The 25129-nt window shown below is 68.6% G+C and carries 24 protein-coding genes and 1 pseudogene; 17 read left to right on the forward strand and 8 right to left on the reverse strand.

Going from position 1 to position 25129, the window contains the following annotated elements:
• The first annotated feature begins 64 nt into the window (after positions 1–64).
• From ADL03_RS15455 to ADL03_RS15505, 11 genes are all read left to right on the forward strand, one after another.
• On the forward strand, positions 65–1042 hold the full coding sequence (locus tag ADL03_RS15455) for a hypothetical protein (protein ID WP_157528709.1): 978 nt from the start codon (positions 65–67) through the stop codon (positions 1040–1042).
• Positions 949–2181, forward strand: a complete 1233-nt coding sequence (locus ADL03_RS15460) for a helix-turn-helix domain-containing protein (RefSeq protein ID WP_063798581.1) — start codon at positions 949–951, stop codon at positions 2179–2181. Before ADL03_RS15455 ends, ADL03_RS15460 begins: the two co-directional genes overlap by 94 nt.
• Positions 2182–2243: 62 nt before the next feature.
• Positions 2244–2885, forward strand: a complete 642-nt coding sequence (locus tag ADL03_RS15465) for a hypothetical protein (RefSeq protein WP_157528711.1) — start codon at positions 2244–2246, stop codon at positions 2883–2885.
• Positions 2885–3142 carry a hypothetical protein gene (locus tag ADL03_RS15470; RefSeq protein ID WP_053734150.1) on the forward strand — a complete coding sequence of 86 codons (258 nt, stop codon included), beginning with the start codon at positions 2885–2887 and terminating at the stop codon, positions 3140–3142. Before ADL03_RS15465 ends, ADL03_RS15470 begins: the two co-directional genes overlap by 1 nt.
• Positions 3143–3297: 155 nt before the next feature.
• Positions 3298–3756: an NUDIX domain-containing protein gene (locus ADL03_RS15475; protein WP_053734151.1), complete on the forward strand. Its 459-nt coding sequence runs from the start codon at positions 3298–3300 to the stop codon at positions 3754–3756.
• A 279-nt stretch (positions 3757–4035) separates the two neighbouring features.
• Complete coding sequence (locus ADL03_RS15480; protein WP_053734152.1) at positions 4036–4419, forward strand: hypothetical protein; 384 nt, start codon at positions 4036–4038, stop codon at positions 4417–4419.
• Between the two features lie 313 nt (positions 4420–4732).
• Positions 4733–6421, forward strand: coding sequence for a hypothetical protein (locus ADL03_RS15485; protein ID WP_053734153.1), 1689 nt, complete (start codon positions 4733–4735; stop codon positions 6419–6421).
• A 148-nt stretch (positions 6422–6569) separates the two neighbouring features.
• Positions 6570–7436: a hypothetical protein gene (locus ADL03_RS15490; RefSeq protein ID WP_053734154.1), complete on the forward strand. Its 867-nt coding sequence runs from the start codon at positions 6570–6572 to the stop codon at positions 7434–7436.
• Positions 7437–8465: 1029 nt separating this feature from the next.
• Positions 8466–8960, forward strand: a complete 495-nt coding sequence (locus tag ADL03_RS15495) for a hypothetical protein (RefSeq protein WP_157528713.1) — start codon at positions 8466–8468, stop codon at positions 8958–8960.
• A 410-nt stretch (positions 8961–9370) separates the two neighbouring features.
• On the forward strand, positions 9371–9583 hold the full coding sequence (locus ADL03_RS49620; protein WP_231641911.1) for a hypothetical protein: 213 nt from the start codon (positions 9371–9373) through the stop codon (positions 9581–9583).
• 925 nt (positions 9584–10508) lie between these two features.
• Positions 10509–11036, forward strand: a complete 528-nt coding sequence (locus ADL03_RS15505; protein WP_053734156.1) for a hypothetical protein — start codon at positions 10509–10511, stop codon at positions 11034–11036.
• A gap of 652 nt (positions 11037–11688) precedes the next feature.
• Here the strand turns inward: ADL03_RS15505 and ADL03_RS15510 are convergent.
• Entirely contained in the window at positions 11689–13068 is a 1380-nt protein-coding gene (locus tag ADL03_RS15510) for a helix-turn-helix transcriptional regulator (RefSeq protein ID WP_053734157.1), read from the reverse strand.
• Positions 13069–13731: 663 nt separating this feature from the next.
• Between ADL03_RS15510 and ADL03_RS47010 the strand changes: the two genes are divergently transcribed.
• The 4 genes from ADL03_RS47010 (at position 13732) to ADL03_RS15525 (ending at position 15672) form a co-directional block, all read left to right on the forward strand.
• Positions 13732–14178 carry a hypothetical protein gene (locus ADL03_RS47010; protein ID WP_157528715.1) on the forward strand — a complete coding sequence of 149 codons (447 nt, stop codon included), beginning with the start codon at positions 13732–13734 and terminating at the stop codon, positions 14176–14178.
• A complete protein-coding gene (locus ADL03_RS50225; RefSeq protein ID WP_255353367.1) occupies positions 14172–14294 on the forward strand; it encodes a hypothetical protein in 123 nt (40 codons plus the stop codon). Before ADL03_RS47010 ends, ADL03_RS50225 begins: the two co-directional genes overlap by 7 nt.
• A gap of 290 nt (positions 14295–14584) precedes the next feature.
• Entirely contained in the window at positions 14585–15193 is a 609-nt protein-coding gene (locus ADL03_RS15520; RefSeq protein WP_197288366.1) for an NUDIX domain-containing protein, read from the forward strand.
• Between the two features lie 179 nt (positions 15194–15372).
• Positions 15373–15672 carry a hypothetical protein gene (locus ADL03_RS15525; RefSeq protein ID WP_053734160.1) on the forward strand — a complete coding sequence of 100 codons (300 nt, stop codon included), beginning with the start codon at positions 15373–15375 and terminating at the stop codon, positions 15670–15672.
• 121 nt (positions 15673–15793) lie between these two features.
• Here ADL03_RS15525 and ADL03_RS15530 read toward each other — a convergent pair whose 3' ends face one another.
• The gene (locus ADL03_RS15530; RefSeq protein WP_157528717.1) at positions 15794–17524 is read right to left on the reverse strand and encodes a hypothetical protein; all 1731 of its coding nucleotides are present in this window, start codon (positions 17522–17524) and stop codon (positions 15794–15796) included.
• Between the two features lie 89 nt (positions 17525–17613).
• Between ADL03_RS15530 and ADL03_RS15535 the strand changes: the two genes are divergently transcribed.
• A complete protein-coding gene (locus ADL03_RS15535) occupies positions 17614–17883 on the forward strand; it encodes a hypothetical protein (RefSeq protein ID WP_053734162.1) in 270 nt (89 codons plus the stop codon).
• A 559-nt stretch (positions 17884–18442) separates the two neighbouring features.
• Here ADL03_RS15535 and shbA read toward each other — a convergent pair.
• Positions 18443–18949, reverse strand: a pseudogene (gene shbA, locus ADL03_RS49625) (RNA polymerase sigma factor ShbA); the annotation flags it as partial.
• Between the two features lie 254 nt (positions 18950–19203).
• Positions 19204–20160 (reverse strand): hypothetical protein, encoded by a 957-nt coding sequence (locus ADL03_RS15545; RefSeq protein WP_157528719.1) that lies wholly within the window; start codon positions 20158–20160, stop codon positions 19204–19206.
• A gap of 246 nt (positions 20161–20406) precedes the next feature.
• On the opposite strand from ADL03_RS15545, the gene ADL03_RS15550 reads away from it, so the two are divergent.
• Positions 20407–20694 carry a hypothetical protein gene (locus tag ADL03_RS15550; RefSeq protein ID WP_053734164.1) on the forward strand — a complete coding sequence of 96 codons (288 nt, stop codon included), beginning with the start codon at positions 20407–20409 and terminating at the stop codon, positions 20692–20694.
• A 156-nt stretch (positions 20695–20850) separates the two neighbouring features.
• On the opposite strand, the gene ADL03_RS47015 is transcribed toward ADL03_RS15550, so the two are convergent.
• From ADL03_RS47015 to ADL03_RS47020, 4 genes are all read right to left on the reverse strand, one after another.
• A complete protein-coding gene (locus ADL03_RS47015) occupies positions 20851–20997 on the reverse strand; it encodes a hypothetical protein (RefSeq protein WP_157528721.1) in 147 nt (48 codons plus the stop codon).
• A gap of 79 nt (positions 20998–21076) precedes the next feature.
• Positions 21077–22756 carry a hypothetical protein gene (locus tag ADL03_RS15555; protein ID WP_053734165.1) on the reverse strand — a complete coding sequence of 560 codons (1680 nt, stop codon included), beginning with the start codon at positions 22754–22756 and terminating at the stop codon, positions 21077–21079.
• A gap of 319 nt (positions 22757–23075) precedes the next feature.
• On the reverse strand, positions 23076–24953 hold the full coding sequence (locus ADL03_RS15560) for a pentapeptide repeat-containing protein (protein ID WP_053734166.1): 1878 nt from the start codon (positions 24951–24953) through the stop codon (positions 23076–23078).
• Positions 24950–25111, reverse strand: coding sequence for a hypothetical protein (locus ADL03_RS47020; RefSeq protein WP_157528723.1), 162 nt, complete (start codon positions 25109–25111; stop codon positions 24950–24952). The genes ADL03_RS15560 and ADL03_RS47020 overlap by 4 nt, the downstream gene beginning before the upstream one ends.
• Positions 25112–25129 lie beyond the last annotated feature (18 nt).

Genomic DNA, 25129 nt, shown 5'->3' on the forward strand with positions numbered 1-25129 from the left:
ATCCGGCGGACCTCGGCTCCGCGACTCGACACCAACCCCGGGAAAGAGGCCCACATTGCCCATCATGAGCCGGAAAAGGCTGGGTGAATTCGTGTGCGCGTTGGGTGACTTCGGCATCACCCTTCTCGGCGTCCGTGGCGATCTCGGCGGCGCGATGAACAGCATGGGGTACTGGAACCCGGACACGTTGGGCGAGCTCGTCGATGCCGCGCTGCACGCTGCGTGCGCGGGCCAGCGGCTGCTGGAACAACGTGACGCGCCACGGCACCGGCCCGTCCGCAGGCAGGCCGTCTTCTTGATGACCGATCAGGTGCTCGCCCAAGCCGACGCCACAGATCTCAAGAACCTCTCCGCTGCGGCCGACATCGCCGCAGATCCAGCCCAAGGCCTTATGTTGATCCGGCTCGCGAACCAGCCCGGAGACCACGCGCCCGTTGCCGCGGGCGCAACCTCCCTTCCCGACGGCTTCGCCGCCCGCTACACCCACACCGTGCCCCAGATCATCGGACTCACCCTCGCGCTCACCACCGCCCACTTCAGCGAGAACATGGGGGTCGTCTGGACGGTCGACGGCACGCTCGGGCCGGCGTTCACCAGCGTGGTCCCGGAGCAGAACCGGCGCAGCTTTCCCACCATCGCCGCGCTGCTCATCGCGACTCGCGATGAGGTGGTTCGCCGTGCCGTGGTCGTCCACAACTCGACCGATCGCATCCCGTACCAGGTGCCCCTGGCCATCATCGTCGGCGACGGGCTGGTCAACACCCTTCCGATAGAGCACGCGTCCTGGCTGCAGCACCTGCACGGCGACGCCGGAGCGATGATCAACACGCACCTTTGGGTGCTTCCGGTGGAGTCGCCTGAGCTTTCGCCGAGGAAGAACCCGCTGAGCCTTTGGGTCGCTAGGTACCGTGGCAGAGGGACACGCATCCGATCGCGGAGGAGTGCGCCGTGGACTACGACACCCCACCCAACGACGTCGGCCGCCGAGTGCGGGAGATCCGCAACTGGCGGAACCAGAGCCTGGAAGTGGTGGCCGGCCTAGCCGGGATCAGCTTCGGGCACCTGGGCCGGATCGAGCGCGGCGAGAAGCCGCTGACCACCCGCAGCACCATGGAGGCCCTGGCACGGGCGCTGAGGGTGGCGCCGTCGGAGTTCGACGGCAGGCCATGGGAGGTTCCCGGCTGGCCCGACCCGAAAGCGCACGCCGGGCTGGTCGCGGTCGAGGAAGCGCTGGACTCCTTCGAGCTCGGCGAGGACCCCGGTGTGCCGACGCGGCCGTGGCCGCAAGTCTCCGCGGACCTCGACCTGCTGGCCGACCGGATCCAGCACGCCGACTACGCCGGCCAAGGCGAATTGACGCCGGTGCTGCTTGGCGAGCTGCACGCGCTCTACGTGCGCGAACCGCAGCTGCGCACCCCGGTCCTGCTGGGCCTGGTGAAGGCCTACAGCTCGGCGGTGTGGATCACCAAGCGCATCGGTGGCCGCGGGCTGTCGCTGCTGGCGGCCAAGGCGGCGCGGCAGTGCGCGCTGGAACTCGGCTCGCCTGCGTGGCTTGGGTACACGGCCTGGTTGCGTGGGGACGCGACGGGCGCGTTGTCGCGGCCGCACCAGTACCAGCGCGCGGTGCGCATGGTCGACGAGCTGTCCCCGCATCTGAACGACCCGGAGGTGGTCCAGTCCGCCGGGATGCTGCACCTGAGCGCGGCGCTGGCGGCCGCAGTGCAGGCAGACCGGGATACCGCGGCAACTCACATCGAAGAGGCCACCGCCCTCGCGGGGCGGATGGACCTGGAGGTCGGGACGTTCGGAGGGCTGTGGTTCGGTGTGCCGAATGTCGGTGTGTGGGCGACCACGATTGGTCTGGAGCTCGGTGATGGCGCGAAGGTTGCCGAGACCGCGCGTGGTGTCCGGATTGCCGCGATCCCCTCGACGAGCCGTCACGCCGAGTTCTACTGCGAGGTCGGCCGCGCCTTGATGGGTGAGCCGAAGCAGCGCGACACCGGTCTGCAGCTCGTGCTCACGGCGGAGAAGCTGGCGCCGCAGCGGGTCCGCGCGGACGTGCTGGTGCGTGAGGCCGTCGCCCACCAGCTGCGTACGGCGCGTCGTGACGCCGGCGGCCGGGAGCTGCGCGGTCTGGCGTGGAGGTTGGGGATCGCACCGGAGTTCAGCCCGAACGGGTGATGCGGCGCGGATTTGACCTTCGAGGTCAAATCCGCGTTTTGGCTGCTCATAGCCTTCCGTTCGTGACCAGCAGGACGTATGGGCCGTGGGCGGACGCATGTGGCGTACCGGTCACCACGGCCGCCCGCGTGGAGCAGATCGGTGTCCACAAGCCACACGGCGCGCTTGCGGGCCGGCGGGGCAAGACCGGTGTCGTCACCGACCTCGGCAGCTCACGCGTCAACGTGCTGTTCGACGGCGAGGACATCCCGGTAGGCGTGCGTCCCCACCTGCTGCAGGTACTCGCGCAGCAGGAGGCGGAGGGCATGACCTGTCTGGAAGGCCTGCACTGGCACGGCTACCTGCACCGCGCCGAGGGCGGCCTATACGAGCTTCCCGAGCCGACTCTCCTGGATCGCAAAATCCGGCTGGCCGAGGTCCCGCACACCGTGCTGCGCTCGCCCTCGCAGGTGGCCAAGTGGGTCGGCACTACCAGTGACCAAGACGAATGCTTCGTCCTGTGGCTCCCCGCGCCCGGCCTGTGGAGGACCTACGCAGACCAGGCCGAGTGGCGGACGGAAGCGGTCAAGCTCGCCGCGCGGGCCGGCGCCGTGTACACCGCGGTGTCATCAGCGGACGGCAGTGCCCGGTGCGAGCTGTACGCCGAAGCCGTCTCCGCCGACGACTGCCCGGAACACGGCGTCCACCACGAGCAGGACGCGTGATGACCAGCGACCGGGTCGCCGACCCCAACACCCCGGTACTCCAAGGCCCTCAGGAGATCGGCGCGGCGTTCGCCGAGTGGTTCGTCAACGCCAGTCCCGACGAGGTCCACGCGTTCATCGCCGCCAACGGCACCCGCACGAAGGAGCTCAAAGACCGCGGTGAACTGGTCGCCAGCGACAAACCACGGACCTGGGATGGCGACGTCGACCAGTGGTCCGCCCGCACCCCGAGCGAGCCTTCCCCCCGCACCCGGTAGAAGACCGGACGGCCCACCGGTGAGGACCCTCCCCTTGTTCTCACCAGCCGCTCCGGCCACAGCGGGCCCACCTCGGCCGGTATCAGGGGCTTCCGGCCGGTCGGTACCCCACCAAGGAGGCAATGGTCTCCCAACTTTCGAGTCGAGGAGCGCACATGCCGGTCCAAGGTCCCATTGCCCGGCGTTCCGCGCGAGCGGTGCTGTTCGACAAGAACAGGCACCTTGTACTGATCAAGCGCAACAACCCCGGTCAGCCGCCGTACTGGACGACGCCGGGCGGGGGGATCAAGGACGGCGACGCCAGCGCGGCCAACGCCCTGGAGCGTGAACTCGTCGAGGAACTCGGCGCTGTCGCGTCGGTCGGCGGGCGGGGCCTGTTGATCTCGTCGGAGACCGAGCAGGGCCTCTCCGTGCAGGAGATCTTCGTGGCGCGCCTGATGAGCATCGACGAGACAGCACGGAACGGGGCGGAGTGGACCGACTCCAGCCGTGGTGGGTACGAGGTGGTGCGGGTGCCGATCGACCAGGTCTACGCGATCGACCTCAGGCCCAGGGAGGTCAAGGAGTTCGTCACCCGCAACGCCTTGGCACTTCTGGCGGAAGTGCTCGGTTAGATCTCCTCCCATCACACGCCGGCGGCAGTGAGACGGAACCGCGTTGCGTCCGCGAACACGCCTCCGGGCTGGTGAAGCCCCGTCACAACGAGCAGTGACAGCGCGATGAGCAGCTGATGTGACACGGAGATCAGCGGTCCCGGCCCGAACTGCTCGGCATAGCGGCGAGCGACATGCCTCGCCCGTTCGGCCCGTTCGCAGAACCGAGCCAAAGATTCCGCTTGCAGGGCGGTGTGGGGCTGGCTCTCGCGTTGCGCGCCAACGCTGGTACTCCGACGGGTGGTCGTTGCGCGCGACGTCGTCTCCTACAGCGCCTGGGGACACCTGGCGTCGCGGGCTCACCACGACAGCACGCACACCAAGCAGTTCCCGCTGAAGGCGGGGGAGTCGCTGCTGCGGGCGGTCGACCGGTGGAAGGAGGGTGGCTACTTCCTCGATGGCGGCACCGACACCGCCGGAGCGGTCCGCCGCCACTACGCCGGACACGACCGCGTCGTGATCCTCACCGACGAGCAGTCCCGTGATGGCGACGTCGGCCAGGCGCTCCCGGTCGAGACACCGCTCTACACCTGGAACCTCGCCGGCTACCGCACGGGGCGCTCTGCCAGCGGCACTGCACATCGCCACACATTCGCCGGGCTCACCGATCGGCATTCCGGATGATCACCCTTCTCGAAGCCGGTCGTGACGCCAACTGGCCCTTCTGAGCAACCCTCGTCGCGCGAGCGCGTGCCCGCTCGCGCGACGAGCTTCATGGACTCGAAATCCCTCAGTTGTCGCCGGCTGGCGAGGGCAAGTCGATCATGCCTCGTGTCCACAACTAATCGACCGGACTCGAACCGGTGCCGGCATGCCTGACCAGCTCTACGCCAGGTCCATCAGTCCTTCATCACCGCCACCGGCGGTCTGCCCCACCTGCTCCGAAGGGATGCTTACCGTGCCCGCACCAGCCAGCCTCACCGATGCAGTGGATGTCGTGCTTGAGGACGGTCGCCGTCTCCGGATCCGTTCGGTCATCGCCGACCGGGTCCGCGGCGTCGACGCCGACGGGGACCTGCTAATCCCGCTGGCCGAACCCGGACAGCACATTCCGGATGACCACGGCGACGAGTACCTCGTCCCGCTCACGCCCTGCTGCCATGCCCACGGCAAGGGCGCAGACTCCGCCACCGGAGTGGTGTGCCGCAACTGCTACCGCGAGGTCGACCCCAAGTACGGCGGTCCCGGTGATCTCAGCGTGGCCGTCGCCGGTGCCCGTCCCGCACTGCAGTTCTTCCGCCGCCGCCTCGCACCGCGCGCCGCGTCGAGGGCGCCATGGATCACGACCGAGGCCGCCGTGCGGACGCTGCGCGAGCCCACACCGCCGAGCGCCGACGTGAGCACGGAGGACTGGCGCAGCCGCATGACGGCGACGCTCGCTCTGCTCGAGTCCGCCGCCGACGTGCGGTTGTCCCCGGCCGGGCACTTCCTCGCGATTCGTTCACGGGTCCACCGCAACCGCCCGTACCGGTGGTACGTGGTGCACGTGGCCACCGGGGCGTACCCGATCCGCCTCGGCGACTACCGGCCGGAGGACAGCGCCGATCCTCATGGTGCCGAAATGGACCTGTCCGAGGAGGCGGTGCTCGGCTACCTCGACGCCATCGAGCGGCTGCCGGGCCGTCGCGGCGGCCTGGTGGACTGGGGCGTCGCGCCCGTCGACCTGCAGGCCGAGATCAGCCGGTGGGAGGACCCGCTGATCCAGCGCGACGAGCACGACCCCGAGCACGCCTACCGTCGCCTCCCCGACGCGGTCCGCGCGCTGCACCGCACCGCGGTCCTGCACGCCCTGGCGGCCGACCCTGCTCGCGACGCCACGACCGAGACCGTCCAGAAGGTGCTGATCAGCTTGCTGGAGGAGCCGCTGCCGCCGATGTACGACCGCGACCCGGCGCCGGTGGCGGACTACCTGCGCCGGCTGCTGCTGGACTTCAACGGCGGCCGCCGCCGGGACCGCAGCGACCGCCGTACCCCCGAGGCCCGTCGTAGCGACGCCCGCACCGCCCAGGTGACAATCCTCGCGGCGCTGACCACCCTGGGCGCTCACCCCCGCTCCGCGGTCGACGCACTGCGTGCCCGCGCCGCGCACCTGCGACAGGGCCAGGGCGTGCACGCCCGCGCGGAACAGCTGGAGCGCGGCGCCCTGCTCATCGCGGAGCTCGCCTCGCCCGTGCCCACCGAACGCCAGCTGCTGCGCCACGTCGTACCCGGCGACGTCATCGCCTTCCTCCACCCGAACTTCCTCCGGCCCCTCGACGCGCTGTACGTCAAACAGGTCGTGCAGGTGAGCGGCCCGGTGAGCTACCTGGGGCTGGGTCTGGCCAACGGGGCCGAGGAGTTCATCGTCCCGGTCATCGACCTCACCTACCAGCACCCGACACCCGCGGTCCTGATGGTCCTTCCGGACAAGTCGTTGCGGCTGCACGCGCTGGAAGAACGCCCTTCGGTCCACACGCTCTGGAACGCCGCCGCGGCGGTCGACCACTGGGCCGTGCTCCCCGCCGACGCGGTCCGCCTGAAGCACGACGCGCTCGCCGAACGCATCCGCGTCGCGTCCCGCCGTGCGGCCGAAGCGTTCGACCCGCCCGTGACCACGACATCGACGCCGCCCCCGCCACCCGCGTGACCCACCGCCCGTACCGGACGGGCACGCGACGCGCACACCCACGCACACCACCCCGCCCGCGGCCCCAGACACCGCAAAGCAGGCCGCCGGCGGAGTAGCGCACACCCGCGCGCGTTCGCGTCCCCGTCCCGAGCACCGGAGAACCCATATGACCATCACCTCGGCCACGCCCCACGATCGTGACCGGCTCCAAGCCGACCTCGACACCGCCAACGCCCTGGCCCACGGCCGCGCGGAGGCCCTCGAGGACCTGTCCGCCGCGGCGCACCACCTGCGCTCCACCCTGCTGGCCGCCGTCGACGACCTGCCGACCCTGCTCACCGCAGCACCGCCGGCGACGGCCAACGCGACGCTGACCGCACTCACCGGCACCCTGGCCACCGCACAGGACCTGGCCCGCCGCGCCGACGGCTACACCCACCTGGACGCCCGCGACATGACCTACCTCGACATCGGCTACGACCTGGGCCGATACGGCTGGGCCGAACAGCCGGGCGCGGTCGCCGACCTCGACGGCGCCGCCTACGGCCCCGACGCGCCGCGTGGTTGGCTGCGGATCTTCTCCCGCGGCGGGCACGTGCTGCACCTGTGGTTCACCAGCCCGCTGTCCCTCGCCGCGGCGACGCTCAGCAGCCGAGGGCCTCTGCACGAGACCTTCGAGGTCAAGGCGGCGATCACCGCGCGCGACATCCCCGGACCGCTCGCCGTGCCGTTCCAGTGGCCCCGGCGCAAGGACGCCGCCGCCACCGACGACCTGGACTGGCAGCAGGCGACCGCTGTCCTGCGCAACTACGGCTTCACCCTGACCGACGACCAGCCCTGCGACAGCCACGGCGTCCCGTCCTCGGACTCCGACAACCCGGTCCGGGTGCAGACCTGGACCAAGCACCAGCACGGCCGACCCGCGCCGCTGCGCATCCGGCTCTACGGCATCGCCGACGAACAGCCCGTCGCCTGGTACTGGGCCGGCCGCATCCGCTGCCTTCAGCAGCTTGCCCGTGTCTGCACCCGCTGACCAAGACGAGGCCTACTTGCCCGGCCGGCGCTTCCCGTTCATCCGCCGTAACCGTCCAGCAGACGCCGTGTCGATCACCGCCGGGGACTGGGCCTGCGAACAACTTGATCGGGCTGCGCCGGCGGCTCGGCGGCACGACATTGGCGCTGCACTACTGCGACCTGCTGGTCCGCCACCCGCACGACATCCCCGACGTCGCCCCCACCTGCCGGTCGGCGTCGAAGTCACCGTCTCCCATGCGAGTCCGCCCCCTAGGGCCCGCGCGGTGACCGCGGGGAACTTACGGTCAACGGCGAGGTTCCCGTGACGCCGACGTTTCCCTACGTGGCGCTCCTGGTCGACCTGCACCCGCAACTCGCACCCCGCCGACCCTTTCGCGCCGGCGATCCCGCTATGCGCCTGCCTGGCGTGACGAACCTCCTCACCCGTCGATCCTAGAGCCGTCATGACCTTCGCCCGAGTTTGCCCGCTGAACTCCCAGCCACCATCGGCGAGCCACAGCCCGTCGACGATCCTGACGTCGACCACACCCTGCTCGACCTGCGATGCCAGCACCTGATCAGTCCTGCCATCGCACCGACGGCGGTCACTACGACGTCCTCGTCGGCTGCGGGCCGCCACCGTCGACCCGATGAGCTGCACGCGCCGCTCGCCCTGGCCGAGATCCTGCATCGCGACCGCGTCAGCACCCTGGGTGCCGGGTCCTTGGCTGGCCGCGGGGTAGCGCCTGGTACGTCCCTCTCCGACGGGCGCGTGGTCCACCGCGACCAGCGCCGCGTCAACCGGCTGCACGAGGACTTCCCCGCACGCGGTGCACCTGCCCGCACGCGGTGCCGGGCCGCTGGCTCCGGCCTACCCGTGGTGGGCGCGATCTGGGGCGACCCTGTCGTCTTCGCGACCACGCCTGGCTGCACTACAGCACGAACTCCCCGTTCTGCGCCGCCACTGACTCGCGTGCCGCCACCGGACGACAGCGGACTCACCCCGCCTGAACCAGTCCAAGACCACCACTGTCACCAGGAGCACGCCATGCACCACGACGAGCACGCCGCGCCCGCAGGCCGCCTGCCCGCCCTAGCCGCGCATCCCCGCGGGACGCTTCCCGGCTACCGCGGGAGGGTGATCTTCTCCGACCACCATCCCGACGCCGAGGTCAACCACAACTGGTTCACCCTGCCCGAAGCCCCATCAGACGACCAGGATGGCCGACTGGAGGACGAGCACCTGGACCCGGTGCGCGAGCACCTGCTGGCGCTGCTGCTGCACGACAACCTCCACCAGCCGCTGTTGCTGGTCCGGGCCGAGCCGGATGAGGACGGCGGAACGTTCGCCCTTGTCGTCGCCGTCGACGGTGTCCCCGGCTGCGACAGCACCGTGTGGTGCCTGCTGTGGAGGGACGACGACCACGAGCTGACCGTCCTGGAGCACGGCAACCTGCTCGACGCGCTCGCGGACTTCCGCCACCACGTCCAGGTCCGCGCCGCGGATCCGAACCGCGAGCCCTACCAGCTGCCGTTCGTCTGACACGACCGCGCCCGGCCTGTCCAAGCCCAGCACGCCGCGCCCGCCCTCAACGGTCAGAACGTTCGCGGCGCGGCGTGCTCACTGCAACCGTCCGCACGCGACCACACGGAGGTTCCTGTCCATGAGCACGCTGTCCTACCTCGTCGGCGACGCCACCGAGCCCCAGCACGACGGCACCGCCATCATCGCCCACGTCGGCAACGACAAGGGTGGCTGGGGCCGGGGATTCACCGGCGCCCTGTCGCGCCGGTGGCCGCTGGCCGAGCACTATTACCGCGACTGGCACCACCGCGGCCGCGCCGTCAACCCGCCCTTTGGACTGGGGGAGGTGCAGCTGCTGCAGGTCACCAACGAACTGTGGGTGGCGACCATGATCGCCCAGCACGGCTCCCCGCACCGCAGCCAACCCTGTGCCGCTGGACATCGCGGCGCTGGAGCGATGCCTGCGCGAACTCGCCGACAAGGCGGCGCGACTCCACGCCGGCGTGCACATGCCTCGCATCGGCACCGGCTTGGGCGGCGCCGCCTGGAGCGACATCGAGCCGCTGATCGGTGCGACGCTGCTGGCCGCCGGCGTGCCGACCACGGTCTACGACCTCCCACTTACCGGCGGCCGCCGCTGACACCGCCACACATCACCCGGCCGCACGTCACGGAAGGACTCACCCACGATTCCCGCACCCCAGGACCCGTTCGCCGGCAACCCCGTGCTGTAAGCGGCGCTGCCCGTCGCCGCGCTGACCGAGCTCCACCACATCGCGTACCTGCCCGACGACAAGCGCCAGCGCCTCGCGGCCGAGTTCGCCGGCAACCAACGCCCTACACGGCAACGGCCTGCTGCTCGTTTATGCACGTCTGAACACCGTGCGCATACCGCGCCCACATGATCAACGAGCGATGGCGTGTGTGCTTCGCACGGCCGGAGAGCTGCCTGGCCGGTGGACCGCCGCGGAGTGGGTGCAGGCAAGGAACGCGTGCACTCGATCGGATCCGGCCAGCCGTTCAAGGAGTTGGCGCCATCGCGACTGAAGTCACCGACGCATGCCGCTCCCGACGTTGGCCGAATTCGCCCCGCGCCTAGTGCTGTAACCAACGCTTCCGTCTGTATCCAACATGAACGATAGTTTCATCTATAACTTCAGTGTTGACTAAAATTGATCCCCGCCTCCACACGATAAGTACTGGGGCCTGACCACCAAACCACGCCACGACACATCCCTTCGTTGGCGCGCCGTGATCTCCGATCACATCTGCTCGATGACATGAGCTGTGAGCAGATACGCCCGAGATCGGCCCGCTGGAGCTCGCGCGCCCTTGCACGACCGCGATCCTCAAGGAACAGCGCGATCGCGTGGTGCGCCCGCTACCGCTGACCGAGCTGCGCCGCGACCACGAGAGCCACGGTCTGCCGGACACGGCCTGACCAGACGTTCCTGTCACATCGTGACGCCGGCATCGCGGCTCGGTGGTGTCCTGTGGACTCCCACAAGCCGCGGGCCGGCACAGGAATTGAACACGGCGGGTTAGACGCCTGGCAGACTGCACCGCATGGTGCAGCCTCACACGATCGACCAAGACTGGTTCCTCAGTCCGGTGGATCGCGGCAAAACTGCGATGCGTGAACTGGCGTGCAGCCTCGGCGTTGCCTACGCCGAGTGCGACACCCAGGTTGTCGCCGGACTGGTGCGCAGGACCGGCAGCCAGTCGCGCGCACTTCTGACGGCGCTTTCCGAAACGATCACGACTTTCGTCGACCTTGGCGTCGACTTGGATCAGACCGACAAGACGTGGGTCCCCATCAGGCAGCTGATTGAGCGAGCCACACCGCGCCGCTGGCGCGAGGAAACGCTCGCGTTGTTGTCGCAGTACCGCAGGGCGCCCCATGATCCAGGCCTTGCTGCCATGCTCGAACTTGTCGGCGAAGCGAACCCGCGCCCACTGGTGCACCTCAACGCAGCGACCCTCGGCAGCCTCGCGCTACGCGCACGGGACGGCGTGGAGCGCCTCAAAGTCACCGCCTCCGAGCTCGGCGTCATGGCGGCAAGCTCAAGCGGTTCGGTTGCGCACCGTTGTTGAGTCGTGCTGACGCTGAGCGCGGTTTCGTTCTCGCGGCAGTGTTGGCCGCGCTCGCACGCTGATCATGCTCTCCACCGGCATCCCGAAGTCGAGCTCCGCAACCGCCGTCGTGGTCGACCTTGAGCAGATCGTCTGAGCGTTGCCGGCGGTCAGCTGATGCGAGACCAGCGTCTCTGCACGCTGGACTCACGCGCTGGCCGATCCGCTGGCACGACTCTGGCCGTGAACCCGCCTCCGCGCGGCTGCACCGGATGAACCGAGCTGATCCTGCCGGTTCGGTCCTGATCCCGGGTTCTGTCCACGACGAGCAGTCGGCCCGATGTGACTCAGGTAGAGCTGCCTGTGGGAACCGGGCGACGCCTGCTTCCGTGTCGCAGCGAGATGCTCGCTGAGCGCATCAGCCCGCCCGGACCCGTCACGACGATCGTGCGGGTGAACGATTTGTTGGTGCCGATGTCAGGAACCACCCTCCTAATTAGACGATCGGGTCACCGGTGGCGCTACAGCACGGTGAACGCCTCGACCAGCCGAGAGGATCCGGCAAGGTCTTCACGGCAAGACGGGTTGGTCTCGCGCATTGTCGCCATGCTGGTCGACACCCGGCGGTGCAGCAGGCGGGGCGGCGGCCCGTCATCCGGGTGGAGGTCAAAGATCATTTAGGATGGACGACACGGTTGATCTGCGCGCTCAACTCACGTGCTTCTCCGTGGGGGGAACAGCGGTCCAGCGCGGCGCGCAGCGGCGTGAGACCCATGTCGACGATCCGCTTTGAATTCACCCCGCGTGACATCGCAAGTGCCTGCCGCCCGAGATCGACGGCGGTGTCGACGTCACCGCCGGCGAGGGTGCACGTGGCCAGGGACGCCAGATTGAACGCGTGCTGACGTGTGCGTGTGGAGGGCGTCTTGGCCAGGGCGCTTTGCAGGCGGCCGATGGCCTCCCCGCGGTGTGTCGCGTGCGCGCGGCCAAGGGCTGTGAGCGTGCGGGCGGCGGTGGTCTCCAGCGCCGCGCGATCGAAGAAGGCCAGCTGCGGGCGAGACTCTTCCGGCTCGATGTAGGAGAACTCGTGTTCAGCACGGCGCAGATCTGCGATCGCTTGCCGTGCGTCGCCCAGTTCCGCGTGCGCCAGCGCGGCACTGGATTGCATCAGTGCCAGGGCCGCGCTGGATCGTGAGTCTTGCGCGGCGATCTGTCCCAACTGGAAGAACTTGAGCGCCTCCTGTGGCCGGCCGTTGTCCAACGGAACTCGTCCGAGGTGGTACAGCACGATTGCGGTGTGGAGGCTGTCTTCGGCTTCCACCGAGTTCTTCAGTGCGTCTGCCAGCAGAGCCTTCGCTTCGGCCTCGTGTCCCAGATCGTGAGCCGTCCATCCTGCGAGCGTCTTCAGATCCGCTACCGCGATGTGGAGTGGACGGCGCAAATCGTCAGAGTATGAGGCATTGAGCAGCATGTCGGCCCAGTGCACGTGCGCTCGGACGGCGTCCGTGCAGGAGCCGCCTCCGTATTCTGCGTCATGAGCACGGAAGGTCCTCGTGAGGTTGATCAACCCGGCGATGTCGCTCTGGCCGACCTTGCGGGGCACTGGCCCAGGGTGCGTTCCGCTGGTCAGTAGCCCCAGTTCCTGCGGTGAGGCTACGGCTGCACCGCCCACGACGAGTGTGCTCACGAAGCCGAGAAACCTCCGTCGTCGCATCTGGTCGTCCTCCACTGGAAGCGGATCAACGGCAAGGGCGCGGATTGCGGCCGGGTCGTACGCAAGTCCCATGTAGCCGCGGGGGATACCCAATCCGTCGGCGACACGGGACAGCACGCCGTAGGACTGCACCAGCCGCCCGTTCACGATATCTGAGATCTCGGACTGGTTCTGGCCGGTTCGTCTGGCGATTTCCTTCTGCGACCAGCCGGTGCGCGCCAGCGCGCGGTAGACAAACTGCAGATCGTGCTTGGCCAGGGCTTCGCGCATCTCGCGCGGCTCCCAGAACTGCGGATCGAGACTGATCTGCGCGGCGCCCCTGTCTGACTGCGCGTTCATCAGCCCACGGTAGCGCGTCGACGGGTTGCCAGGTAGCGGCGATCGGTCAAGCCGATCGCTCCGGCCGATCACGAATCCTATCGGTGATAACGAAATGTCCAGGGGGCTCCATCGGCTTTGAATTTGCCTCAGTGTGGCTTGCTGGCACCAACTCGTGAGTGCGCAGTTGGTCGTGGCGCGGACAGGGCGGCTCGCGGTCGCCGGAACCGCTCCTGCCATTCCCACGAAAGGACGGCGGCGATGCTGATTGCACTGGCACGGCAAGTCTCATTTCCCGCCTACGACCCGAAGGGCTGTGGAGCTCGGTGCTCACCATCTCCAGCGTGGCCGTTTTGGTGTGCATCCTCATCGTGGCGGGGATCGTGGGCTGCTGCCGGCGACTGCGCGTACACGATTGTCTCCAGCATGCAGAGCAGCAAGCGCCAATCGCGAGTACCACTGGGCTCTCGGCCGAGCCGCTTGATATCGACATTGCCGGCGCACGGCACGCGACGGCGATGCTCAACTGCGACCGGCGGCGAATTGAGCGGCCGTCGAGCTCGGCGACGCAGCCGCCCGCGCGCCATGGCGGCTCTGACTCCGCCCGCGATTGTCCCAGCGGCTGGACTCCGCCGGACGCGGCCGTGGGCGACAACCGGGTGCTGCCGAGGGCCGGGCACCCGCGTGAGCCTGGACGCCACCGGCGTCGTGAAGACGAGCCCGACCCTGCTCCTGCCGCCGCTTGACTCGCGTGAAAGGAATCGTGTGCGCACAACGACAGTGCTCCCCGAGGCTGCACGTGCGACAGCTGAGGCCGCCGGCACCACCGATGCCGCCGGTGCCGGGCTTCGCGCGTGCGCGATAGCTACGCACTCCAGGGCAAGTCGCACGGTGACCGCGTCCTCGGCCGAACTTGTGGCGCTGGCCCGGATCGCGCTCGCCCGCTGCCCCGAGGAAACCCTCCTGCGCTGGGACGAGCACGTCCCGGCCGATCAAGTGCAGGAACGCTGGCGAGCCGCGGTCGACGCTGTGCGTCAGCTGTGGCCAGGACTGGACACACGCAGGTTGCGGCCGGTCTGGGCACGCAGATTGTCAAGCTGCTTTCTCGATCAGGAGGACTACACGTGGTGAAACGACCCTCCGCGGCATCCGGCTCCCATATCAACGATGACGAGCGGTTGCGCATCGTTTCCGTCTTTGCGATGGTCATGATCATGATGGCGACCGCCTTCGCATTGCTGCCGTAGCTTGGCCAGCCGGTCGCCAGACGTGTTGCCCAGGAGGGCCGGCGTTCACCGGCCGCAGGTCCCTGGAGAAATCGTGCAGGGATGCTGCGCTGTTTGACACCGGCGTCGCGCCCGGCCTCCCGGTGCGCCAGGGTCTCGACGAGTGGGGGCGCACCGCCTCACGGGCGGAGCCGCTCTGCCGGATGTCGCACTACCTGCCGGGTCGCCGGCAAGGGCTTCTCGGTTCTCGTCGTTGCCGAGCGTCGCGCTGGCGCCCTGCAACGCTATCCACCAGCGGAGACATGACAATCATGACGAACAAGATCACCCCTGCGGCCGCATGGCGGACCCAGTCGAGCACCGTCGTGCACCGGGCAGAGCCGTACTTCGCGGTCCGCCGCGACGAGGCGGTGCGGCCTGATGGCCAGCCCGCTCAGTATCACCACGTTGTGTCACCGGGTGCTGCTGTCGTACTCGCGCTGGACGCGGCCGGGCGGGTTGTGCTGACCCGGCAGTGGATCTACACGCACGGCGAGCCCCAGTTGCGGTTGCCCAGCGGCGGTATCGACCCCGTTGACGCCGGTTCGCCGCAGGCCGCCGCAGCACGGGAACTGTTGGCCGAGACCGGTCTCCGTGCGGACAAGTGGGCCTCTCTGGGCGCGGTGCACAGCGCGGACAGCTTCAGCAATCACATCGATCATCTATTCCTTGCGAGCGGACTGATCGAGCCGGAGACACCGGTCACCTTGGACGGAGACGAGGCGGACCTGCGTGTCCACCGAGTGTCGCTCGAGCGGGCCGCGCAACTGGTCGATGCTGGCGCTGTGCCGCACGCGGGTAGCCAGGTTGCGATCCAGAGGCTGGTCTTGCGCAGCATTCCCAGCCATGTTGTGTTCCGCGCGTGTAGCTCGCACCCGTGATCTCCGGCGCGACGTCCAGGCGATGGAGGCGGTTCACCGGTTTGGCCGGCTTGTCCGACGGCGCACACCACACATCGCCGGCCAGGGACGGCCAGTGTGGTGTGCGCCGTGCGGCGCTCTGGGCTGGCCGTCACAAGCCCACCTTTGTCTACGCACGGTGGGCTTGTAGTTTTGAGACCATGGCCACCTCAGATCTTCCGCGCCTTGTCGGCAGTCCCGAACAGATCGCGTGGGCTGAGGGCATCCGCGCCAAGGCGCTCGTGGAGATCGACAAATCCCGTGCCGAAATGGCCGCTCACGTCGCTGAGCATCCAGAGGCGGCTGCTGAGGAGGCCGCCAACAACGCGGCATTTGACCAGGCCATCAAGGCACACCCCGATGCCCGCTGGTGGATCGACTGCGAGGACCTGGCCGAATACCACCTGCGCGTCGAGGTGCACGAGATCATCGCCCGCGCCGAAATCGCACGCAGCACCTGAGACAGCTGCGTCTCCAGGGGATAGTGGCACCCCGCATCGGTCACGGTCAGGCCTGGCGTTGACGTCTCCAGCGGTTCGGCTCGCCAGGCGGTGTTTGTGCGCTGGTCCGTTTCGGGAGGTCCTACGTGCCGAATCGCAGGTCCTTGAATCGGGTGGCGAGGTCGACGACGGTCGACCAGGGGATCGGGGCCGCGATCTTGGTTGCCGCCGTGTGGCCCAGCAGGTCGGGCAGTGGATGGTCCAGCCGCAACGGGCCCGCTGGGCCGTAGTGCGAGGGCTGACCGAGGGCGACGCGGGTTAGCCAGTACGCGGCGTTTCTGGCGTCGCGTGGCTCGGCGGGCAGTGGGATCAGGATCCCCTCGTCGGTCGTGAGAAGGTACGCCGTTCTGTCCTGCTCCGCAGGGATGACCCACAGATGAACGCCCCGAGCGAGGATGTCCTCGGCGGTACCGAGCTCGCTTGGCACCTCGCGTGGCGGGTGCAGCGCGGCCCAGTGGTTCCCGTCGGCGTCGTAGGCGAACAGCACGTCGGGCTCGCGTCGGGCAGGCGGGCGGTTCTCGGTGGGAGCGGGCCGCATTCGCCAGCGTGCGCCCTTCACGGCGGTCGTCGCGCCTGCTTCGGCGAGTACCTGTTGCAGGGAGAACAGTCTCCATGAGGCCTCAGCCGGGATGGGCTCGGTGTCCACGGAATCCGTGATGGCCTGCTGGAGCTGCTCGGGAAGGCCATCAAGCCGGAGGAGTACCGGGGAGAACACCGCCGGGTCGCCGCAGTAGGAGACGATCGATTGCGCGATGTGCCGCGGCGTCGCGGGGCTGTCGAGCACCGCGTCCGCGCCGGACATCATGTTCGTGCGCGCCAGCCAGTCGTGGTCGACGGCGTCGAGTTTCCAGCGGACGGCCTTGATCCACCCCTCGGGTGCATCGGGCTGGGCCGCGCTCATGTAGTCGCGTGGCCCGCTGGTGCGGGTCTGCCACAGTTGCCTGCCCAGAGACCGGACGTCGTCTGCGTCGTCTCCGAAGCCGGCGGCCGCGCGTTCGGTCCAGCGCAGAATGTCGTACTGCTGTGCCGCGTAGGGCGGCACTGTGACGGTCACCGGTTCGGTGCCCGGCTCCCACGCTGTGACGATGTCGGCGGTCAGGTGGCCCTGCGGCCACCACGGCAGCTGATGTCCCAGTGTGGCTGCGACATCAGTGACATCGAACAACGGCCGGCGCGCCAGCGTTTCGGCGTCCACGCCTTCGCCCCGGAACACGTCGAGGACGAACGCGCTCGGCCCCTGCCTTGGGTAGGGCTGGCGCAGGCCTTCCTCGCTCGGCCACGTCTGCGGAACCACGACCGCCACGCGCTGCCCCGGTCCGCTGTTGTGGTGATCGGCCCAGAACCTGTCCGGATGCAGCTGGGAAAGAACGAGTTCGAGGACGGAGCCGTCTCGCTCCGGGCCGCGGACGGAGGCCTCCAGTGTGAGCGGGCTGTGCGGGCCCAGGACGACGAGCAGGTGCACGGCCGCGGTGCAGCCGGTGATGAGCGCGTTCGCCGTGTAGGTCGTGGCATGGACTGACACCGGGCCCGACGCCGGCGACCAGCTGTCGCGCGGCGTGTCCACGGTGATGATCTGGCCCCGGGAACACGACCAGGTGACTCCTGCCCGAGGCCGTAGGAGCGAGAGCCGCAACGCGGGATTGTTCTCGTCACGGCGCTGCTGCGCCAAGAACCGGAACACCTCGCCGGTGTCCCACTGTGCCTGTCCCGGAGAGGAGCCCTCGGTTGTGGGTGGAAGCAGGTTCTGCCCGCGTAGCTGACTGATCCGGGTCCGCACCACCCCGTAGGCCCGCGCGAACTCGCTCGTCGTCATGGTGTCGCCGAAGTCGTCGATCGTGATGTACGGCGACTGTCCGATCATCGCCTTGGCTCGCTGCCGAATCCCCCACCGGGAACGTGGTGATGGCCGCCACCATCCGCGTGCTCGGCAAGGACCACCTGACGGGCAGCACCCTGACGGTCGGCGACTCCGACGACAAGGTCACCGTGCACTTCCCCGGCCGGGACCTGGCCGCGAGCCGACGCGACCTGTTCTACGCGTGGCTGGGCACCGAGAACGGCGCGTCGGCGACCTGGCTCATCCGCGACCACGGCCCCCGGCTGGGCATCGGGGGCATCTCGCACATCGTGGTCAACTCCGTCCAGAACATCACCATCTACTTCACCGAGTGACCCCCGACCCGGTCGGCCTCGCATCGGTCCACGATCGCGGCGACGACCTACCAGTGCAGTCGGGGCGCTCGCTGCAGGGCCAGACGAGTAATGCGTAAGTCGGGGCGGTAGCCGGAGACGGACGAAGGGTGTTCAAGATCCGTTTGTGACGACAGACCTGAACACCCTTCTCACCGCACCGACTTACGCATTACTACCACGCCCGATGTTGACCAGAGGCCCGTTGCAGAGTTGCCGGGGCGGGCCTCGTTCGTGTTCGTGCCGCAGACCGGCCGCGGCCAATGTGAGCTCGTTACTCTGAGAACCGGTCACAGTCCTCCTGGACCGGTGATCCTGCGGGCTGTGCCTCGGCGCAGCGCCTGCGGGTGGTGGTGACCACCGGGGCGGGCAACTGGACCTCGGGCTGCTCTGGCATCCCTACAGCGGCGACCGGGGCGGATGCGTCGGCCGGAGCGGGGGTACCCGCGCTGCGCTTGGCCGCACGACGCCGTGGACGGGTTGTAGGAGGTTTGGCTTCGACATCGAGTTCGTCGGTTCTCTGCGACGCGGCCGAAGTCTCTGTTGCGATCTCCAAGCTGTGCAGTCGGGTCACGGCGCGGTGCAGCGCGACTCGAACCGCGCCTGGTGTTGATCCGACGGCTTCAGCGACCTCTTCGGCACTCAGGCCGACCGCGACGCGCAGCAGGATGACCTCGCGCTGCTTGTCTGTCAGGCCGTCCAGCAGCCGGGTGAACCTGGCGTTCAGCTCCTTTTGCAGAGTGAACTCCTCCGGTGCGTCGGCCGGCACCGCATGGTCGAGCATCTCCGCATGGTCACGGCCTAGCGCTCGTTGTGCGTCGGCGATCTTGTGTGCAGCGATGCCGTAGACGAACGCGAGGAACGGGCGTCCCTGATCGCGGTAATTTGGCAGGGCGGTCAGCACGGCCAGGACGGCTTCATGCGCGACGTCGTCCGCGGCTTTCGGGTAATGCCCCAGCCGCGCGCGGCAGTATCTCACGACCAGCGGCATGAGGTTGCTGAGAACGGTCTCGATGGCGTGACGGTCCCCCTCCGCTGCTTTGTCGATCGTCTTCGGGCCGAGCGGGCCCTCGCCCGTCGGTGTGGGTGGGGTTGCCTGGCGGTGAACGTCCTGCTCGATCGCGTCGGCCTGGTCCAGTTCGGCGACCAGGTCGAGGACGGCGTCGGCGTCCGCGTAGTCCTTCTCGAGTGCGCGCGCGCGGTAGGACGCGGCGGCGCCGGCGTTGACGGAGGAGCGGGCCACCAGCTCGTCGAAATCCATCTCGGCGAGGTTGTCACGGTCGCTGCTGGATGCGGACATGGCTACCGCTCCTCTCGCTCGATGTCGTTCGTGTTCTCGGTCATGTCCGGTGCCGCGAGAGTCGGGTAGTGCTGGCCGATCAGGGGTTTCGCGGAGTTTCTTGCGCGGTACAGCCGAGCGGCGATAGCTCTCGGCGTCGTGCCGAAGATCTCGGCCATCTCGATGTTGGTGTAGCCCTCCGCTACACCGGCCAGAAGGTCGATCTGCTCGTTCGACAACTTTCCTCCCAACATCCCCACCACCGCCTGGGCGTCGAACTCGTAGCCGGTGGAGTCCTCGACCGCGATGTCGGCGTAGATAAGGACGTCGTCGTGCATCTCCAGCTGCGACCAGTGTTCGTGGTGCTGAGCCCAGGACTTCCACCTGCCTGCGAACACCAGTACGCAGCCTGTCAGGAAGTAGCCGCGCAGCGTCGCTCCCTTGGCGGGATCCCAGATCCCGTCACGGATTCCTCGGTCGCGGAGCAACATGAAGGCCTCCGCTTGGACCGCGTGGATGAGGCTGTCCAGCTCGGTGGGGTCCCAGCCTTGGAAGCTACCGGACTTCGGAAAACGGGTCTCTTTCGTCCTCTTGAAGATGAGACCGCGCTTGCACAAGGCGATCAACAGCTTCTTCGTGGACACCATGAGCTCTCGCGCCCAGTCGCGGAACTCCGGAGAGCGGCAATCGGTGGCGCGGAACCGCGCACACAGCTCGGCGTCGGCGGCGAGCAGGTCGGCGTGGGCGAGCGGGAGCGCGACCGGTGTAGCGTCGTTGCCTTCCGGCATCTCCGGCACCAGCTCGCCGGGCACCGTTGCGACCTCGCTGCTGTCCTCCGGTTCCCTGCACTGCTCCGGGGCCTGGTCACCCCCGTGCACCGCTTCATCAGGCCTGCTGCGTCGTGCCTGGCCTGTGTCTTGTGCGCCATGGGGATCCGGAGCACTGCCCTCCTCACCGGGCCCCGTGGGGTTCTCGCTCATCTCGGTGCTCCTGATGGTGGGGTAGCAGGGAGTGTGTGGGACGTGCGAGTCGGCATGGCCGTGCGCCTTCTGTGCGGGGGCTCTTGTACTGGGTCTATGTCGAACTGGGCGTGCTGATGACGGCCGCCCCGAAAGTGTTCGCGATAGCGAATTTCCCTGGTTGTCCGTGCTGTCGCCGTCATCGTGGTCGTGATCCGCGCATAGATCCATGAAGTAAGAGCTCGCCGGAGAGGACGGGGACCGACCATGGGGAAGGCTAAGAAGCTCGCGAAGCCGGAGCCGGAGTCGGCGCCGGTGATGACGTGGCCGTTGGCGGTCGTGGTGATCGTGACGGTCGTGAGCGGGTTCGGGTTCGCGTTCGCGCTGATCGCCGTGGCAGCTCTACCCCCGTGGTTGGCGACCGTGATCACGACGACGATCGTGTCGGCGTTGATCCCGCGGCGTGGCGATGGCGGTGTGTGGCGCCGGATCGCGAATGCGATCCACGCGCTGGGCGGCGGCGACGGCTCCGGTGGTCCAGGCAGTGCGCGATGAACGCCATGATGGTCAACCTGAACGACCTGTTCGGGCCGGGCGAACCGCGCAGGCCGCCCGGCCAGTCCGGTCCGTTCGCAAGATCCCGTTTTCATCCAAGCGGCGGCCCCTTGGACAGCGGTCCGCTGTCCAAGGGGGCCTACCGCGCGGCCCGACCTACTCGCCGAGGCACTTGCGGATCAGCCAACCGATGAGCTGCCCCGCGATCAGCTGTACCGGGAGCTTGATCTTCGGCCAGGCGTACCTCCACCAGCCCGGCACGCGGGGAAGCGGGTTCTGCGGGGTGTTGTCCTTGTCGGACACGGGTTTCTCCCTTGGTTATGGGTACTTCGTGCGTAACCAAGGTTCGAATACGATAAGGGCCCGTCTGTATTGGTGGGTGTCACACGAAGGGATCGTCGGGCAGGCCTTCGGGCCTCCAGAAGGCCTTGGAGTAGTGGTCGAAGCCGTCGTGCCACGCCTGCTCCATCGTGCCGTGCACGGTCCACCGGGCCATCCACAGGGCGCGTTCGCTGAGCCAGCCGATGACGGTGCTCGAGGTACCCGCGAACACCTCGCGTGCCACCGAGGCCCGAGGCCACAGCCACATGGGTTTGGCCGTACGCGAGTCGCGTCGGCGAGTGACGAATAGGCGGAACTGCGGGTCGAGGGTGGCCTCGGGCTTGGCCACGACGGGGTCCACGTTGTCTCGCCAGTGGGTCAGCTTCCGGGTGTACGCGCGCGCGGCGCTCATCGCCGTGCTGCGCTGCTCGGCGTCGATGAATCCGAACTCGAACGCCTTGTCGACCGGCAACCACAAGTTCGGCGTCTCGTGCTCAGCGTCGACCTGTGCATCGTAGGGGTCGGGCCCCTCGTCCTCGTCACGCCAGATGCCGGCGTCGGTGCCGGTGCCGGTGGGATGCGTTCCCCACTCGATGAGGACCGCCTCGATGAGTTCGACGATCTCCGACGGCTGCAAGGTGCGGGCGACGGCGGCAACTGGCTCGAACCCCGGCACGGGCTCCGGGTGTCCCGGACGTACCGGCCACACGACCTGCCTGCCGTCGACGGACCACACGATGACGCGGTTCTGTTCGGCCCAGCGAGCGAACTGCTCCGGCAGGGTGTGCCCGCGCGGGACGATGTGCGTGGCCCATCCGGCGGGTGCGTGCACGACCCAGCCGGGGGCGAACATCACCTGGTCTGCGGGGGTGTGGCCGTCGAGTGCCAGGAGCCAGTCGGTGAAGTCCTGCAGATCGACCTTGCGGCCGGCCCGCCATACCGCAGTCGAGCCGCGGCCGTCGGCGTTCCACACGGCGACGCCCTTGAGCCAGCGGCCGCGGTGCTCGTCGTGGCGCAGGTCCAATCGCAGCTCGTTCCAGTCCTCTTCCTGCTTGTACAGCATGGTCTCGTTGGCCGTCGCGTCGTTTCCGGACAGCAGCGTGCGGGCGAGGTTGGCGGCGGCCGCGAAGCGGAACGAGGCGTGCCAGGAGACGTGCTCGTCGAGCTGCTCGGCGATGAGCAGCAGACGCTTTTCCGGCGGGCTCAGCGTCCCGCCGATGCGAGCGCGGATGTCCTCGGCGCTGTCCTGGATCGCGAGCTCCGGGCGGGTGATGGTCACGGCGATCGCCAGCTGCCACAACGCCAGGGCCGCCTTGTGCCGCAGCACCGGCAGCAGACCGTCGAGGACGGAGTCGGTGAACGGTTCGCGCACCGCGATCGCGGTCGTCACCGCGTCGGTCAGCAGCCTCGACACATAGTCCTTGTGCGCCCGCGGGTACTGGCCGGGCAGGTGCAGGGAGACCGCACGTGCGCGGTCGGCCAGGCCCTCGGGCAGTCGCAGCCGCAGCGGCCGGTCCACTCGTGGCTTGCCACGTCGAGCGGGTTGCGGGTGACGCAGCACGGTCGCGATGTGTGTGAGGCGGTCCTCGGGCTCGCGGGCCTCCTGTGCTGCGATGTGCTCGGCGAGTACCTGCCGCACTGCCTCGTCCCGCGACATGCCCTGGGCAAGGGCGATCCGGCCGAGCGCCTCCAGCACGCACGGCAGCACGCGGACATTCGTCTCCTGCCTGCGGGTGACCATGCTGTTCAGTGCTTCCCGGTGTGCTGCCGCCCTATGGTCGTGCCGACACGTGGGGAGTCGGCCACGAGAACACCGGTGACGCCGGCGTCGCGCATCGCGCACGTTCGGTGCGGGCCGTTGACGACCCACACGTCCCCGTCCTTCTCGCCAATCACGATCGGGTTGACCGGCAGGCTGTGTCGTCGAGCGTCCGGACGCGGTATCCGGACAGCTCGTCGAGCGGCGGCACGGTGGGGTTGTGACGCGGGGAGGTTGTGGCGCGGTGGGGTCACGGTCACAGCATGCCCGGACCGGGACGTTGCTGCGGCAGGTGTCGCTATCAGCGTTTGACGCGGGCGCGAATGGCGAGCACGGCCAGTCCGAGCAGGACGGCGCCGAGGACGCGGCCGACCAGGACGAGGTAGCCGCCCAGCGTGGTGAGGCGCTGATCGGTGCCGAGGGGAACGAGGGAGGTGACCAGGGTGCGGACCGCGCGCTGGACGCGGGCCGCGGTCCACCGCTGGTCAGGCGGCGGCAGTGTCGGCGCGACGGCGGTGACGTCGAGTGCGACCGGCGGGGTAGCAGCAGGTGCGGGGAGGGTCGCGGTCACGCGCGGGCCGGTGATGTCGATCGTGATCACCTGCGGTGCTGGGGGAGTAGCGGTGCGCGTGGCCTCGGTGATGCGCTTGGCCGGCGGCGCGGTGTCGGCCAGCCCGTACCCGGTCAGCAGGACGGTGAGCGTGCCCAGCAACAGCGCGAGGGCGGTGAGTGCTCGGCTCGCCCGTTGGCCGTAGCCCGACAACGCCCAGTAGAGCGTCAACAGCAGTCCGTCGGTGCTCCACAAAGGACTGATGAGGCGACGGACTTCCATCTCGCCGTAGTAGAAGTCACCGGCGCCCGGCTCGTTCTTCGCGTCTTCGAGGGCCTTGCGCAGTGACCGGTACAGCGAGGCCAGGTGCGGGCCGTCGGGTACCTGGACCGCCACTGGTGATGGGTGCGTCGGCGGCAAGCCCGCCGCCAGCCACAGTTTGCGGCCCCCCGCCTCGTCACCAGTCAGCTCGTAGTAGGCCGCCGATGCTCTGACGCGCCAGAACAGGTCCTCCCGAATAAGGCTGCGCCGGCTCGGAGGGCCTGGGGATGTCCGGAACTTGCGGTGCTCGAACCAGCGGGCTTCCCGCCAGCCCTTGGGGAATCGTGCAAAGTCGATCCGCCCGCTGAGCGAGATCTTGTCAAGATTCAGCGCGCCGGAGAACAGGCAGTCGCCCAGGTCGACGCTGACGAGGCTGAGCTTCTCGACATCGGTTTCCTGCAACGACACCACTCGGGCGGTATCGAAGAGACCCGACAGCCGGTCTTTCCCGAGTGCTGCGGTGGTGATGGTCGATGAGGCACCGAAGTGGGTGCGACGGACCGAGGCAGTGCCGTCTTTCGCCGACAGCCGGAGGTCGAGCCCACCGTCGAAGTGCGTGCCGGTGAACAGGCTCGCCCCGCTGAGAAGCATCTCCGCGCGCTTGGCGAAGGTGGCGTCGGTGAAGTCGATGGCCGGCGCGCTGATGTCATCGAAGTCGGTGCGGCCGGAGAACACCGACCCGGTGAAGCCCAGGCTCGCCGTTGCCCGGACATGATGGAATCCCGCGAACCGGTCGAAGGTCGTCTCGGTGAAGTGGCCCTCGGTCAGGGTGGCACGCAGGAACCAGGCCTGTTCTTGGAAGTGCGCGCCGTTCAGGAACAGTGGCCCGCCGAACGTGGCGTCGTCGAAGAAGACCCGGCCGGGGAACACGACTGACCGGAAGTCGGCGCCACCCTGAAACGTGGCCTCCCCGAAGTCCAGCACGGTGGCTGGAGTGACCTGACCTCGCTGGGGCGCGGCGTTTTCCATCGTCAGCGCGGTTCCGGGAAATGGTCCGTCTCCGGTGAAGGTACAGCCGCGGAAGTAGAACTTCGTCGCGGAGACCCCGAGGATTTCCTGGACGTGCTGCTCGGTGAGGACGGTGCCGCGCACGTCGACGCACTTGTGCAGCGTCATGATTGTCAAGGCGGCAGCGCGCTGCGTGTCGTTGGCGTGGGCGAAGCAGAGCTCGGGCCCGTCCTCGTAGATGTTGTTGCGCAGGATGCGCCCGGTGCAACCGTCCTCGGTGCACTGCTCCCAGCTGGTGTTCCGCCGTCCGTCCGCGGGGTTACCGCCGCCGCGCTTGGCCGCCTGCCAGAGCGCGCTCACCGGGACTCACCGCTCGTGCCCGGCTCGGTTCCGGCGTCCGGCCCGGAGTCCGCCTCGGCGTCGGTGTCGCGGGCCATCCGGCGGGCGCCGGCGCCCAGCGCCGCGGCGATCCGGCCGGCCAGGGGAGCGGCGTCGGGTCCCAGCGCGAGTTGGAGCATCAGGTCCTCGCGCAGGGT

Origin of the sequence: Nocardia sp. NRRL S-836, from assembly GCF_001279525.1 — a bacterium.
In the GTDB taxonomy this organism is placed as follows: Bacteria; Actinomycetota; Actinomycetes; order Mycobacteriales; family Pseudonocardiaceae; genus Lentzea.